This is a genomic window from Bradyrhizobium japonicum USDA 6 (assembly GCF_000284375.1).
Taxonomy (GTDB): Bacteria; Pseudomonadota; Alphaproteobacteria; order Rhizobiales; family Xanthobacteraceae; genus Bradyrhizobium; species Bradyrhizobium japonicum.
Map to the genome: position 1 here is coordinate 8813762 of NC_017249.1, position 15328 is coordinate 8829089.

Annotated in this window: 11 protein-coding genes; 7 read left to right on the plus strand and 4 right to left on the minus strand. The window is 63.8% G+C overall.

The annotated features are described in order from the left end of the window. Positions 1 to 2: 2 nt before the first annotated feature. A complete protein-coding gene (locus BJ6T_RS40570) occupies positions 3 to 947 on the minus strand; it encodes a helix-turn-helix domain-containing protein (protein WP_014498316.1) in 945 nt (314 codons plus the stop codon). A gap of 24 nt (positions 948 to 971) precedes the next feature. Here BJ6T_RS40570 and BJ6T_RS49030 point away from each other — a divergent pair, with 24 nt between their 5' ends. The 7 genes from BJ6T_RS49030 to BJ6T_RS40600 all read left to right on the plus strand — a co-directional run bounded on the left by BJ6T_RS49030 (position 972) and on the right by BJ6T_RS40600 (position 9967). Next, on the plus strand, positions 972 to 1604 hold the full coding sequence (locus BJ6T_RS49030) for a hypothetical protein (protein WP_240537939.1): 633 nt from the start codon (positions 972 to 974) through the stop codon (positions 1602 to 1604). After that, complete coding sequence (locus BJ6T_RS40575) at positions 1553 to 3109, plus strand: AMP-binding protein (protein ID WP_240538008.1); 1557 nt, start codon at positions 1553 to 1555, stop codon at positions 3107 to 3109. The genes BJ6T_RS49030 and BJ6T_RS40575 overlap by 52 nt, the downstream gene beginning before the upstream one ends. Positions 3110 to 3149: 40 nt before the next feature. Next, positions 3150 to 4121, plus strand: coding sequence for an ABC transporter permease (locus BJ6T_RS40580; protein ID WP_014498319.1), 972 nt, complete (start codon positions 3150 to 3152; stop codon positions 4119 to 4121). A 41-nt stretch (positions 4122 to 4162) separates the two neighbouring features. Beyond that, positions 4163 to 5179, plus strand: coding sequence for a sugar ABC transporter substrate-binding protein (locus BJ6T_RS40585; protein WP_014498320.1), 1017 nt, complete (start codon positions 4163 to 4165; stop codon positions 5177 to 5179). A 77-nt stretch (positions 5180 to 5256) separates the two neighbouring features. Then, entirely contained in the window at positions 5257 to 7380 is a 2124-nt protein-coding gene (locus BJ6T_RS40590) for an ABC transporter permease subunit (protein WP_028170347.1), read from the plus strand. Next, positions 7377 to 8474, plus strand: coding sequence for an NHL repeat-containing protein (locus tag BJ6T_RS40595; protein ID WP_014498322.1), 1098 nt, complete (start codon positions 7377 to 7379; stop codon positions 8472 to 8474). Before BJ6T_RS40590 ends, BJ6T_RS40595 begins: the two co-directional genes overlap by 4 nt. Continuing rightward, positions 8471 to 9967 (plus strand): sugar ABC transporter ATP-binding protein, encoded by a 1497-nt coding sequence (locus BJ6T_RS40600; protein WP_014498323.1) that lies wholly within the window; start codon positions 8471 to 8473, stop codon positions 9965 to 9967. The genes BJ6T_RS40595 and BJ6T_RS40600 overlap by 4 nt, the downstream gene beginning before the upstream one ends. Positions 9968 to 9977: 10 nt before the next feature. On the opposite strand, the gene BJ6T_RS40605 is transcribed toward BJ6T_RS40600, so the two are convergent. From BJ6T_RS40605 to BJ6T_RS40615, 3 genes are all read right to left on the minus strand, one after another. Continuing rightward, entirely contained in the window at positions 9978 to 10466 is a 489-nt protein-coding gene (locus BJ6T_RS40605; RefSeq protein ID WP_014498324.1) for a DUF2059 domain-containing protein, read from the minus strand. 41 nt (positions 10467 to 10507) lie between these two features. Next, entirely contained in the window at positions 10508 to 11728 is a 1221-nt protein-coding gene (locus BJ6T_RS40610; RefSeq protein WP_014498325.1) for an OpgC domain-containing protein, read from the minus strand. 348 nt (positions 11729 to 12076) lie between these two features. Next, positions 12077 to 15118 (minus strand): ATP-binding protein, encoded by a 3042-nt coding sequence (locus tag BJ6T_RS40615; RefSeq protein WP_014498326.1) that lies wholly within the window; start codon positions 15116 to 15118, stop codon positions 12077 to 12079. Positions 15119 to 15328 lie beyond the last annotated feature (210 nt).

A 15328-nucleotide genomic window follows, 5' to 3' on the forward strand; every position in this document is an offset into this window, starting at 1 on the left:
CTCTAGCGCCGTCGCAGGTCGGACGGGCTGTGGCCGAACTTCCTGCGGAACACCGTGCTGAAATAGGACGAACTGCTGAAGCCCAGCTGATAGGCGACCTCGGTGATCGACAGCGACCGTAGCTCTGGGCGCGTCAGCACGTCGTAGCAGCGCTGCAGCCGGCGATCCAAAATCCATTCGGACACCGAGACATCGGTGAGCCGAAAGAGATAGTGCAGATGCCTGAGCGAGACGCCATTGCTCTTCGCGATCTTCTCCAGCGACAGATCCGCATCGGTGAGGTGCGCCTCGATCCAGGCCTTGACCGAGCGCAGGCGGGCCTGCTGCGCGCTCGCATCCTCCGAGAATTCGTCCCGCTCGCCCATGTCGAGCGCGAGCGCCAGCACGTCCATCAGCTCACCGCCCAATCGCGTGCGCGCGGTCTCGTCGAGCGGCGCGCCTTCCGCGGCGAGCGTCGCGCAGAACTCGGCGGCGATCCGGCCAAGTCCGCGGCTCGTCGCCATCGTCGTCACGACCGGCAGCCGTCCCTCGCTGAAGCGCGCCGAGAATTCCGCGCGCGGAATCTCGAGATAGAGCGATCGTACCTTGCCGACGCATTCGAGATCATAGGCCTCGGAGGCCGAGAAGATCGCGCTCACGCCGGGATTCGAAAGCAGGGTCTGGCCGGCCTGAAGCACGTTGACCCGGCCCTGCTGGACGAATTCGACGTAGTAGCAATCCTTGTCGAGCTTTGCGATATGCCGTTCGCGGCGCGAGATGCGCTGCTCCGACAGCAGGACGTCGGTCATCGTCACCGCGCCGAACCGTGCCTCGCGAACGAAGCCGTGATAGTCGGATCGCTCCTCGGCGTTCACGTCGACATGGACGTAGACGTCGCAGATCGCGCCTTGCCACGCGGCGTAGCGTTTGGACGGCTCCAGATCGTCTGTCGAAAACACCAGGTTCATCGTCCGCCCATCCGTTGCGCCGCCATGATGAACGTCGTTTGTGCATCGCACAAACTGGCCACGCATCGAGATTCTAGAGGGCCGCCGCCTACACGCAAGACCGTTTGCGCGGAGAAGCAAAAGCTTTGCGCTCCGGAGCAAGCCGCGCTCCGGCATGTGGCCTATGAAGAACAAAAAACGGTCAATGAGATAGGCGGGAAACGTTCGCTTGCATCAGCTCGGATCAGCCGCAGCACGATCTGCCGTGCCGCCCGAATGGCGGTGCTCGTGAGCAGCGCTTTGCCATCACCCATCACGACGCGGTTCACGCAGCCGGTCAAGACCATCGCCGATATCGAGGCGCTGGAGCAGCGGCCTTACGACTCGCTCATCCCCGCCCGCAATCTTCACCATCTCTTCGAAGCCACGGCGCGCCTGCATCCCGACCGGCCTGCACTAACCATTCTGACCAGGGGCTCGCGCGAGCCCGGGGATGTCACGCTGACTCACCGGCAATTGCTCGCGGCGATCGCCCGCGCGGCCAATTTGTTCAGATCGCACGGGATCGAACAAAAAGCGGGACTGTCGCGTTTCTCTGTCCGATCCTGCCGCAACTATTTCCGGCGCTGCTCGGTGCCCAGGTCGCGGGAGTCGCCAGTTCGATCAACCATCTCCTGAACGAAGACGCGATCGCCGACCTGCTCCAGGCGCAGAATGCAACTGTTCTGGTCGTGGCCTCCGAAGCTGCCGATGCCGCGATCTGGATCAAGGCAAACAACGTCGCGCAACGCGTCCCGTCGCTGAAGACCATTTTTGCGATAGGCGCGAACGGTCCGCTGCCTGGAGGTTTTCTAAACTTCAATGAGGCGGTCGGGAGCACGCGCGGCACGCTGGATTTCGCACCTTCGACCGATCGCAATGCGATCTGCGCCCTCTTCCACACCGGCGGGACCACCGGGCGGCCAAAGCTGGTTCGGCTGACACACGGCAACCAGATCCATGCGGCCTGGAGCTTTGCGCAGGTCCACGGACTGGATGAGCTGGACGCCGCCGTGAACGGTTTTCCGCTGTTTCACGTCGGCGGCACCATGACGCTCGGCCTGTCGATTCTCGCTGCCGGCGGTCATGTGATCATTCCATCGCCGTACAGCCTCAGAAGTCCCGAAGCGATTCGCGACTACTGGCACACGGTGGAGCGGTTTCGCGCGACCATCGTGAGCGGAGTGCCGACTTCGATTGCCGCTCTTGCCGAGGTGCCGATCGGGTCCTCCGATGTCAGCACCGTTCGCATGGCGCTCACGGGCGGGGCCGTGGCTCCCAAGGCTGTCAGCGACAGGTTTCAGGCGCGGACCGGGATTACCTTGTTCGAGACCTACGGGATGACAGAAACCGCGGCCGCGATCGCTTTCAATCCCGGCCGTGGCACTCCCGTGCAAGGCAGCGTCGGCTTCAGGGCACCGTTCGCAGAGACCAAAATCGTCGCTCTGGCTGATGCCGAACTGAAGACAGAGTGTCCGCCTCTCACGAGCGGTCTTGTCCTCGTGAGGGGACCGCAGGTGTTTCCCGGATACGTCGATCCCCAGCACGACAAGGGCGTGCTCACCGACGACCACTGGATCGTCACCGGCGACGTCGGCTATCTCACCCCGGATCAACGCCTCGTGCTGACGGGGCGCGAGAAGGACCTCATCGTACGAAGCGGCCACAATATCGACCCTGCCGCAATCGAGGACGTCGCGAACGCCTTCCCCGGTGTCCAGATGAGCTCGGCCGTCGGCATGCCCGACGCCTACGCGGGAGAGGTCCCAGTTCTCTTCGTGGTGCCCTCCCCCGGAGAGACAATCGATCTGGCGCAATTGCGCGAGCATCTCGAACACAACGTCAATGAGCCTCCTGCGAGGCCAAAGCGCGTCGTCCTGCTCGAAGCTCTTCCGGCTACCGCCGTCGGGAAGATCTTCAAGCCCGCGCTTCGCGATCTCGCGGTCCGGGAAAAGGTCAGGACCGAGATCGATCGCATCTTCGGCCCCGACACGGCGGCAGATATCCTCGTCGAGAAAGACGAGAAGCTCAACACGGTCGTCAGCATCTCGGTCCATTCCGGTGACCTGGATCGAACAAAGATGCTCGTCGAAAGCCTTGCAACGCTTCCACAAACCTATCGCATTGAGAACCGATCGTCCTGACGGTCGCGCAACAGCCGGGTCGAAGAAAGGCAAGACGGGGATGAAGCGCTTTCGTTTCAATCAGCAAGAGATCGTCTTCGCAGTCTTCGCGCTGCTGTTCCTTGTGTTTTCGATCTTCCTGCGCGGCTTTCTGACGCCGGACAACATGCTGACGCTGCTCCAGAACGTGGCAGTGCTCGGCATCCTCGGCCTTGCCATGGCAATCGTCGTAATCGGACGCGGCATCGACATCTCGCTGATCGCAGCCCTTGCGGTGCCGCCGGGACTGGTGCTCCAGATGGTGCAGAACGGTCATTCGCTACCGGCCTCGCTGCTGACCGCCGTCCTGCTCACGATCGCGTTCGGCCTCGTCAACGGCTGGCTGATCGCCTATGCCGAAGTCCCTTCGCTGTTTGCAACGCTGGCAACCGGCCTGTTGCTGGCCGGGCTCGGGCAGACCGCGCTGTTCCAACTCGACGTCGTGCAATGGAGCCCGGGCATGGACGGCTTCGAGCGGCTCGGACAAGGCACCATTCTCGGCATTCCGACGTCGATCTGGATGTTCGCAATCGCCTGCATCGTGGTCGCGTTCCTGCTGCGCCAGACCCGCTGGGGCGCCTATATCTATGCGATCGGCGACAACCCCTACGCCGCGCGTGTCACCGGCATTCCCTCTCGCCCGATCATCGTCCTGCAATATGTGATCACCGCCCTGATCGGCTGCTTTGCTGGCCTCGTGATGGCGGCATCCGTCAACTCGATGCCGACCCGCATCTTCAACTCGACGCTCATCTATGACGTCATCCTGGTCGTCGTGCTTGGCGGCATCGGGCTATCAGGCGGCCGTGGCGGCGTGCTCAACGTCGTCATCGGCACGCTCGTTATCGGAACGATGCTGAACGGCATGACCATCATGGACATCTCCTACGCCGGGCAGAATCTCATCAAGGGCGTGGTGCTGCTGCTCGCCGTCATCACGGATTCCTTCCTGAATCCGCGCAACGAGGAAACGGCACAACAAGGCGACATCTGAGCGATCCGACAATAACGACAACCACAACCAAGGAGGAAGCAATGAAGCATTTCGGCAACCCGACAAGGGCAATTGTTGCCGCACTGGGTCTTGCGGCAATGACCGCGCCGGCCCTCGCCCAGCAGGGCCTGGACGAGCCGTTCCAGAAGCCGTTCAAGGAGGCACTGGCCGGCAAGACCGTGGCCTATGTGCCGGTCGCCATGAATTTCGACCTCACCGAGGGCTGGTATGCCGGACTGAAGAAGGAGCTCGAGCCGTTCGGCGTCAAGTTCGTGATCCGCGACGCCAACTGGAACACCAACGCCGGCGCGCAGGCCGTCACCTCGCTGATCTCGGAGAAGCCGGCGGTGATGGTGGTTCATAATCCGGACGTGCAGACCTACGCCAAGCTGCTGCAGCGCGCCGAGAACGAAGGCATCTACGTCATCCAGATCAACATGGGCTCTGCCTATCGCAGCTCGGCCTTCGTCGGCGCCAATTGGGTCGAGATCGGCGAACGCCAGACCGAAGGCGTGGTCAAGGCCTGCGAGGGCAAGTCCAACAAGATCGCGATCATCCAGGGGGCGCTGTCGGCCGCCGCGAGCGCCTATACGCTGAAGGGCGTCGAGAACGTGCTCGCCAAGCATCCTGAAATCAAGGTGGTGTCGAGCCAGGCCGCCGATTGGGACGCCGCCAAGGCCAAGGCGATCACCCAGACGGTGCTGAAGCAGAATCCCGATCTCTGCGGCATCGTCGGCTTCTGGGATGGCATGGACATCGGCACGGCAGCGGCCGTCAAGGAGGCCGGCCTCACCGGCAAGGTGTTCGTGGCAACTTCCGGCGGCGGCGAGCGCAAGGGCGCGTGCGAACTGGTCAAGTCCGGCGCGTTCGATCTCAACATGAGCTACGACGTGCCGACCCAGGCCGCGCAGATGGCCGGCACCATCAAATGGCTGCTGTCGTCGGGCATCAAGCCCGGCTCCGTCAAGGGCTCGGAATACACCACGCTGATTCCGATCACCAAGGAGAACGCCGATAGCCAGATGGCCTGCTGGAATCTCAGCGACCTCAAGAAATAATTGTCGCGACGCAAGACCCTGGCGTCCCGGACGATCTCACGTCCGGGACGCGGTCTCGAAACTTGCAAGGTCCCGGAATGCCGATGCGCGACACCCTGACAAGCCTGCGTTACCGCTACTGGCCCGATCATCTCCTCGGTGAAATCCTGTCCAAGCGATGGACCGAGACAGCGATCCCGGTCATCCTCCTCCTGATCGTCGGCCTCGCGCTCAGCCGGTCCATCGACAATTTCCTGTCACCAGCGAGCCTTGCCGACACCGCGCGCCAGGCCGGAGAGATCGGCTTCATCGCGCTCGGGCTGGCGCTGGTCGTCATCGTCGGCGGCATCGACCTCTCCGTCGGTTCGATCTTCGCACTGACCGATTTCTGTGCCCTCTATCTTCTCGACGTGCTCGGCTGGCCGGTCCCGGCGGTGGTGGTGGCCACCCTGCTTTGCGGTGCGCTGCTCGGCGCCGTCAACGGCATCCTGATCGGATATTTGCGACTGCGGGCCTTCATCACCACGCTGATCACCCTGATCATCTACCGCTCGGCCTACGATCTCCTGATCCAGCGCTACTCCAACGCGATCGCGTCGGCCTTCCCCGACATTCCGTCCTGGGATTTCATCGGCGGCGGCAGCGTCTTCGGCATTCCGACTGTGGCGCTCGTCTATATCGTCATCGCCATCTTCGGCCATATCTTCATGACCCGGCTGCGCCCGGGCTGGCACATCACCGCGATCGGCGGCTCGCGTCGTTCGGCGTACAATTCCGGCATTCCCGTCCGCCGCACCATCGCGCTCTGCTACGTCGCAAGCGGCGTGCTGACCAGCATCGGCGCGCTGTTCTTCGCGTCGCGGCTTGGCACCGTCGGTGGCGACATCGGCGTCGGACTAGAGGTGATCGTGCTGACCGCGACGGTGCTGGGCGGCATCACGCTCGGCGGCGGCAAGGGCTCGGTCGCCAAATCGGCTGTCGGGGTGCTGATCGTGCTCCTGATCACCAACGGCCTGACGACCATGAATGCACGTGGCGGCGTCAACCGGATGGCGCTTGCCGGCATCCTGCTCGTTGCTGCCATGGTCGACATCCGCTGGCAGAAGAACCGAACCCGCATCATCAGCAAGGTCTACGTTGCGCCAACCTATCACGCGCTACCTCCGCCTCCGCCGACCGAGATCGGGCAAGGCGGCCCGTTCGAGCAGAACGACAAGCTGCGCAACGTCGAGTCGATCGGCCTCGGCCGCATCGAGGCACCGGAGGACGTCATCCTCGATCGCCACGACAATCTCTACGCGGGATCGCGCCATGGCGACATCATGCGCTTCCTCGCGCCCGACTATCAGAAGATGGAGGTGTTCGCCCATATCGGCGGCCAGCCGCTCGGTATGGCCTTCGACCGCGAGGACAATCTCTACGTCTGCATCGGCGGCATGGGGCTCTACCGGATCAAGCCTGACGGCACGGTGGAAAAGGCCACCGACGAGACCAATCGCAGCATGCGCTCTGTCAACGACGACAGCCGCCTGCGGCTCGCCGACGATCTCGACATCACCGACGACGGGCTGATCTTCTTCTCCGAGGCCACCGTGCGTTACGAGATGGACGAGTGGCCGATCGACGGCCTCGAGGCGCGCGGCAATGGCCGCATCATCTGCTACGACACCAAGACCGGCGTGACGCGCACCGAGCTGCGCGGCCTCAAATTCCCCAACGGCATCTGCGTCGCCAGCGACGGCCAGTCAATTCTATTCGCCGAAACCTTCGGCTGCTCGATCAAGCGCTACTACTTCGCAGGGTCAAAGAAGGGCAAGGTCGAGGTTGTCATGGACAATCTGCCGGGCTACCCGGATAACATCAACCTCGCCTCCGACGGCAATTACTGGCTGGCGCTGGTCGGTATGCGTAGCCCCTCGCTCGACCTCGCCTGGAAGATGCCCGGCTTCCGCCGCCGCATGGGCAAGCGCGTGCCGGTGGACGAATGGCTGTTCCCCAACATCAACACCGGCTGCGTGGTCAAGTTCAACGAGCAGGGCAAGATCGTCGAATCGTTCTGGGACTTGCGCGGCGAGAACCATCCGATGATCACCTCGATGCGCGAGCATCGCGGCTATCTCTATCTCGGTGGCATCCTCAACAACCGGATCGGCCGCTACAAGCTCGACAACGCCGATCCGAACTTCGTCCAGTACGACAAGCGGTGGGGGAAGCAATCGTGATCGCGGCCGTCAGGGAGTTCGCCAACCGCTTTCTCGGGCGCGGCGACGCCACCATCACCGTACCGTCTTTCGACGGCGCATTGAAACCCAACCAGAAGCTGGAATCCGCCGAGACCTTGCTGATATGCGAGGCGCCGGAGGATCTTGCCACCGACGGCAGCAATCTCTTCATCGCGGCCGGCCAGCGGTTGATGTCTCTGAATGACGGCACGGCATCGGAGGTCCGCAGCTTCGAGCGGCCAATCTCGGCGCTGTGTGCCCTGCCCGGCGGCGGCCTTGCGGTCGCGCTCGGAGGGCGCGAGGTGCGTCTCTACGCAAATCCCTCGGCCGAGCAGCCGAGCGCGACCTTTGCAGATAGCGCGTTCAATGCCGTCAACGCGCTGACACTCGCGGGGGACAACACGCTGATCGCGACGGACGGTTCGGCGACATGCGGCGTCGATGACTGGGCACGCGACCTGATGGAGCTCAACCGGAGCGGCCGGGTGTTCAGGCTCGATCCCGCCGGCAAGACCGTGACACCGCTGGCCCAGGGACTGGGCCATGCCTTCGGTGCCTGCGCGCATGGCAACGGCGTGCTGGTCAGCGAGAGCTGGCGTCACCGCCTCGTGCTCGTGGCACCGGGTAGATCGCAGCAAACCGTCCTTGCTCACTTGCCCGTCTATCCGTCGCGGCTGTCAAAAGCCTCGGGCGGCGGCTACTGGCTCACCGCCTTCACGGCGCGCACCCAGCTGATCGAGTTCGTGTTGCGCGAGCCTGCCTACCGGCGCCGCATGATGGCAGAGATCGATCCGGCGTATTGGGTTGCCCCACGCCTGCGCTCGGGCTTCTCGTTCAAGGAGCCGATGCAGGGCGCGCACATCAAGACCATGGGCGTGATCAAGCCGTGGGCGCCGCCGCGCTCCTATGGCCTCGTCATCCGGCTCGATGCAGATGGCCAACCGCTCTATTCGCTGCACAGCCGGGTCGACGGCGCCAATCACGGTATCGTTGCGGCGATCGAGATGGGCGGCGATCTCGTCCTGATCGCCAAGGGACCGGGCCGCGTGCTGCGACTGCCGCTGTCCGGTCTTGCTGAGGAGTTCCGCTCATGAGCGACATCGCACTCTCGCTGCGCAAGGCCACAAAACTTTACGCCGGCGTGCCCGCCATCGACGGGGTCGACTTCGATCTGCGCCGCGGCGAGATCCACGCGCTGGTCGGCGAGAACGGCGCCGGCAAATCGACACTGACCAAGGTGATGGCCGGCGTGGTGACACTGACCTCGGGGACCATGACGATCGACGGCGCCGACGTCGCACCACGCACACCGCTGGAGGCGCGCAATCTCGGCATCGCCATGGTGTTCCAGGAAAACAGCCTGGTGCCGACCATGACTGTCGCGCAGAATCTGTTTCTCGGGCAGGAGAAATTCTATAACCGCCTGCGCGGCATCTACATCGCTGCGCAACAGTTCCTGCAATCGCTCAATTTCGACGTCACGCCGACCGCCACCGTCGGCGGCCTCGGCGCCGCCAAGAAGCAGATGGTGGAGATCGCGCGCGCGGTTTTGCACCGCGCCAAGGTCATCATTTTCGACGAGCCGACGGCGTCGCTGACGCCCGAAGAGAAGAAATACTTCTTTGACCTCGTCCGCGATCTCAAGAAGCGCGGGGTCTCGATCGTCTTCATCTCGCACGCCCTGGAAGAAGCTTTGCTGCTGGCCGACCGCATCACGGTCCTGCGCGACGGCAAGCACGTCGTCACCGACGATGCCGCCAAGTTCGACCGCGCGGCGATCGTGCAGGCCATGGTCGGGCGCGACCTCTCCAACACGCTCTACGGCGCGCGGAAGAGCAACGTGCGGCTGCCCGGCGCGCGCGTGCTCACGGTGCAGAACCTGAAGATGGCGCCGATGGTGAAGAACAATTCGCTATCGGTGTTCGCAGGCCAGATCACCGGCGTATTCGGCCTCGTCGGGGCCGGCCGCACCGAGACGTTCAAGATCGTCTCAGGGGTGCTCAAGCGCGACTTCTTCCATGGCGGCGAGATCCTGCTGCACGACAAGCCGGTCCGCTACCGGGTGCCGGCGCCGGCGGTCAAGGCAGGCATCGCCTATGTCACCGAGGACCGCAAGGTCGAGGGCTTCTTCGAGACGTCCTCGATCGCACGCAACATCTATCTCGGCCTTCTGTCGAAATTTCCCAAGGGCCGCATGATGCTGTCGCAGCGAGAGAACGAGGCGATCGGCAGGACCTGGATCGAACGGCTCAAGGTTCGCGCGATCGGCAACGACGGCAAGGTGGTCGAGCTTTCCGGCGGCAATCAGCAGAAGGTCGTGATCGCCAAGTCGCTGGTGCAGGAACCGGACCTGATCATCTTCGACGAGCCGACCCGCGGCGTCGACGTCGGTGCCATCGTCGAGATCCACGAGCTGATCAACCAGCTCGCCGACGAGGGCAAGGCGGTGGTGGTCATCTCATCCTACCTGCCCGAGATCATGGCGCTCTCCGACCGGATCCTGGTCTCACGGCAGGGCAAGGTCGTGGAGGAATTCTCCGCGCTCGACGCGACGGAGGAGAGGATCATGTACGCGGCGATCCACTGAGCATGACGGTCTACGGCTTGTGCGCTTTCTGGCGCAGCGCCTCGATGAGGCGCAGCTTCAGTTCGTCGGCGGCCTTCTGGCTGACGTCCTGGCCGATCTGCGCGCTCGCCTGCGCCAGCGCATCGGACTTTTCCATAAACTTCCGGCCAGCAGGCTGGGCATAGAACGCCTCGATCTGGCGCAGCTCGTCGACGGTGAAGTTTTTGGCATAGAGAGCGGCGATCTGGTCGATCATCGAGGCAAAGAACGGCGCGTAAATGTCGGAGCCCGGCGCCGTCATTGCGTCATAATCGTGCTCGATCTCAGGCCGGTCCTGTGCGACCACGGGTCTCAGCTTGAGCAGGAGTTGCGGGAGCGCCGCGCGATACTGATCTGCGATCTTCAGCGTGGCGACGAGTTTTCGCGCAGCATCCATCGCCTCGGGCGACGGCCCTTGCGCCGACGCGTTGCAGACGAGGAGCAGGAGGGCGCCGGCAATCGTCAACAAAAATCTCGACATGCATCTCTCCCGAAAAATCGTCCCGGCGACGCGATGTGTTCTCAGCGGCGAGCCGGAGCCGCGCCGATGACCGTTACCGGCACGCCTTCGGCGGCGGCCTCCCGCTCGTCGTCGACATCCGTCACCTTGACGAAGAGGCTGGGCACCCGCTCGGCGCGGTCGAGCAGCCACGCCGCCCCGAACATGATGACGAAGCCGGCGAACGAGACGGCGAGTTGCTCCCAGACGCCCCTCGTGTATTGCATCAGGATCCAGTGCGCCGAGAACGACAGGAACACGCTGAGGCAAAAGATCGGCAGCGAATGCTGGCCGCAGAGGATGACCGGGTGCACCCATTTCAAACGCAACGCTTTCCAGTGGCGCGGGATGAAATAGGTCATCCAGATCGCCAGCGCCAGAAAGTGCGTGAAGCGCAGCATGTCGAGGTCGGTCTTGTCGATCGGATAGATCGCCTTGATCATCCATTTCGGGATCAGCGCCTCGAGCGCAGGGATGTGCCAGGTCATCACGATCAGAAACGCGAAGGCGAGCCACGCCGCCGCCAGTCCCATCACCGCCTTCGACCACACCCATGTCGCGATCTTGTCGATCTGGCCGACGCCACACCAGGCGGCGAACACGAACATCAGCTGCCAGCAGAACGGGTTGAAGTACCAGGTCGTGCCGGGCGGATAGGAGGCGATGTTCCAGTCGAACCTGCGCGCCAACACATACAGCACGACGGAGGCGGCCAGCGTCAGGTTCGGCCGGCGCACCAGGCCCCACACGATGAAGGGTGCGGCGAGCACCAGCGTGATGTAGAGCGGCAACACGTCGAGATTGACCGGCTTGTAGCGCAGCGAGAGCGCCTGACCTATCAGGATGTCCGGGTGGTCGAGAAAATTGTGAACGTTGAACTCGTCCGCATACATCGGGTTGTCGAACCTCCTGACCGTGCGGGCGATCTGCGCCGTGAACAGCAGGAACAGCATGATGTGGGCAACGTACATCTCGCCCGCGCGCCGCCACAGCCGCTTCAGCGCGGCGAGAAACCAGCCGCCGGCGACGATCGGCCCGTAGATCCAGCCGACCAGATAGCCGGAGATGAAGACGAAGAACTCGGCGGCGTCACTGAAGCCGTAGTTGCGCAAGGTCAGCCAGGCCACGACGTCGTGCGGGATGTGATCGAGGAAGATCATCCACAACCCGACGCCGCGGAAGAGATCGAGCCGCAAATCGCGCTCGACCGGCGCCAACAAAGCCGACTGGTCCCGTGTGATCATGGCCCCGCCTCGTCCGGATGGGCGTCGCGCCGTCGCGGCGCCGAAAGATCGGATGCTAAAAAATTCAGATCAAAAGTCACCTCGCCCCGCGGCTAGTGCCGACGGTAGCCGACCTTGGCGTCCGTGCAAGGGGCTTCGTCATCGGGGCGCGCAGACCGCGTCCGGCAAATCATGAGACCGTGAACGGCGCCGGCAGGAGGTGGTGGTCTTCCCTGTAAAATATCGAAAACAACCCCATGCACAGTAGAGACGGCCTCTTAAGTCCTTGCCTTGCCTGCGAAACTCAAACGACCCGTCGGGCAAAAAAACAGCCCGACGGTACGATCGCACGCCAGGGAGGGAGCAGGGTCAGGTCAGCTCGCCGCCCCGGGCGAGCATCTCGGTCAGCATCGCCTCGGCCTTGTGCTGGAGCGGCAGCGCGCCGCTCTCGGAGGCGATCACGATGGTCGCGCGCAGGGCGGCGAGGATGGCTGCCTTGTTCTCCTCGCCGGAGGATGGCGTCACCATGGCCTCGCCGAACAGGGCCTCGGCCTCGAGGCCGGAAAACCCCTGCTGGCGGGCGGTGTTGCGCGCCTCGCGCAGCATGTTCTGCGCGGCCTGGACGTCGCCGAGGCGGAAGGTTGCGAGCGCAAGGTAGATCGAGCTGCGCAGCACCGCCGAGGTATAGCCGACCGCCTTCGCCTCCTCGCGCGCCTCGGCCAGCATGCCGCGCGCGCGGTCGAACAGCCCCTGCTCCAGATAGGCGATGCCGAGGTGACAGGCGAGCACCGGCACGAACAGCCGGATGCCGTGCTTCTGCGCCAGCACGAACCCGTCTTCGAGAATGGCAGCGGCCGCGGCCGGCTCGTTGCGCCCGAGCATCAGCCAGCCGCCGCTATAGGCGGCGGCAACGCGGTCGTAGGGACGGTTGGTCTCTTCCGCGATCGCGGCGGCCTGTCGCTGGAGCTGGCCGGCGGCGTCGAGCTCGCCCATGACGGTATGGGTGATGCTGTTCATCATGCAGCACAGCAGGAGCAAAGATCGTGCAGTCGTGCCGATCGGGGCACTCGCAGCGGGCGCGGCGAGATGGGCGCGGGCGGCGGCCAGCATTTCCTCTGCACCATGGTAGCGGCCGGCAAGAAAGTAGGCCTGCCCGAGGCCATACTGCGCGAGATTGCGCCAGGCGGGATTGCCCGAGGTCTCCGCCAGATGCACGACGTCTTCGCCGATCGCGACGGCTTCGACGGGCGTTCCATAGAAATTCTGCGCCCCCGCTCTCATCGTCATGGCCGCGACCTTGCGCCCAATGTCGTTGATCGCATCGGCTCGGCGTTCTGCTTCCCTTCCCAAATCCAGGGCTTCGGCGACACGCGCCGATCCGGCAAAGGCCAAACGCGCCTCCATCCGGAGATCGATGGCGTCCACCTCTCGCGCGTGCGTCACTGGTGTCTTGTCGAGAGATCCCATCGCGATCTCGAAATAGTCGACCGCGTCGGCATAGGCCGAGCGAACCAGACATTTTCGAGCGGCGCTCCTGCCGTGTTGAAACGCCTTCTGCCAATCCTTTGCCCTCGTCGCGTGATAGCAGAGCGTGTCCGGACCATCGGCCCATGCCTCGTCGTCCTCAAGGGCTGCGAGTATGCTGGCATGGATGCCGTCCCGCACCTTTTCGACCATCGAATCGTAGGTCACCTGCCGAACCATCTCATGCCGAAACTCGAGCGAGTCCTCCAATTCACTGTCGATCCTGACGAGCAGTTCGGCGCGATCGAGCGCGGTAAGGCAATCCTGCAGGACGTCTTCCGGCAAGGCCGCCACCTTCCGCAGCATGGCCTGGTTTGCGCGATGTCCAAGCGCCGCGGCGATCTGGAGGAGTGACCGTTCTTGTCGTGACACGCGATCAAGGCGCGCCGCGATGACGCCCTGGATGCTGCTGGGGATTCCCAGCTCATCAACAGGACGCGCGAGGGAAAGATCACCCCACTGACCAAGAAGCATGCCGCTGTCCTTCAGATTGCGGCAGACTTCCTCGATGAACAGCGGAACGTTGGACGTATGAGAAATGATCCGGTTCTTCAGATCTGCGTTGGTCGTGGCGGGGCCAAGCATGTCCGCGAGCATGGCCAGGCCCGAATCGTCGTCGAGAGGCCGCATCGCCACGATTTCCGGGCGACAGCGCGCGATCCACACCGGCATTCCATTGGGCCGCGTCGTCAGCAGCACAAGCAAATCGGGGCATTGCAGCCCGGAGAGGGTGGCCACAACGGCATCGCTGGCCCGGTCGATCCAGTGCAGGTCCTCGATCAGAAGAATCGTGCGCTGGCGACGGGCGACGCTCTCGACGATCGCACAGCTTGCATCTGAAATCGCGCGACCACGCGCGTGAGGCTCCAGCTCGTCCCATTGCGAATCGGAAATCGGCAGGTCGAGGACCGCGTCGACCGCTCGCTGCTGTACTGTTGGCAACGCGTCCCTGAGATCGTCCGCCTTGGTCTGATCAAGGATCGACAGCAGCAGACGCTTGAGGGCGCTGTACGGCGCACCCTGGAGATTGGGGCTGCACTCGGCATCGATCAGCCGCCAGCCACTGGCGCGGAGGTCCTGCGCGAACTCATGCGCAAGCCGCGACTTGCCAATGCCGGCGTCGCCCATCAGCAGAACCGTCTGCCGGCCGCCGCCGACCCTTTCCGCAGCGCGCCACAGCAAGGCCCGCTCCGTCGTGCGATCGACGAAACGGGAAATACTGCGCGCTCGCCGGACCCGCCAGCTCGAAAGATCGCTCGCACCCATGACCCGGTACACGGGCTGGGGTTCACCAAAGCCGCGGAGCACCTTGCGGCCGAGGAATTCAAAGCGGACGTGCCCGTCGGCAAGCTCCTGGCAGGCCTCGGAGACGTAGATCTGGTTCGCCTCCGCTGCTGCCTCAAGCCGCGCGGCCAGATGCTGGGCTGCTCCGCCGATCTCGTAGACCTTGGAGAATTCGCTCGCGACCATGTAGGCCACGACATGGCCCGAGTGGAGGCCAACCCGGACCTGAAGTCCGGGATCGCCCAGGCTGCCGACACGCCGGACCAGCTCAATGGCCGCGTGGCAGGCCAGCGGCGCGTGGTTGTCGTCGGCAATCGGGGCGCCGAATACGGCGGCCAACCCGTCGCCCAACTCCTTGCTGACGATGCCACCGAACTGGCGCACCGCGCCTCTCATTGCCGCGAGCGCCGGTTCAAGGCGCAACACCGCCGCCTCCGGCTCCAGCTCGGCAACAAGTCCTGTGGAATCGACGACGTCGGCGCGCAGAATCGTCACAAACCGCCGTTCGCTGTCGGGGTCGATGCGCTGACGGACCGCCGCCCCGCATTTGGAGCACCAGCTGTCGCCCGGACCAATCGCCGACTGACACGCGAAGCAATGCATTCCAGCGCCTTCAACGACTGCCTCGGCAGTCCCGCTCCAACGCCCGCGAGGCGTTTGACGTACATTACCCATAGTGGAATGCATGGCAATTGGGCTTGCGGGATACGTGATGTTACAGGATGGTAGCCCGCTGGGCGCAGTACAGTCCTGAGTGGTGGCGTAACTGCGCACAACAAATTGCGTGATCGGCCGCAGCGTGACGCGTATTTT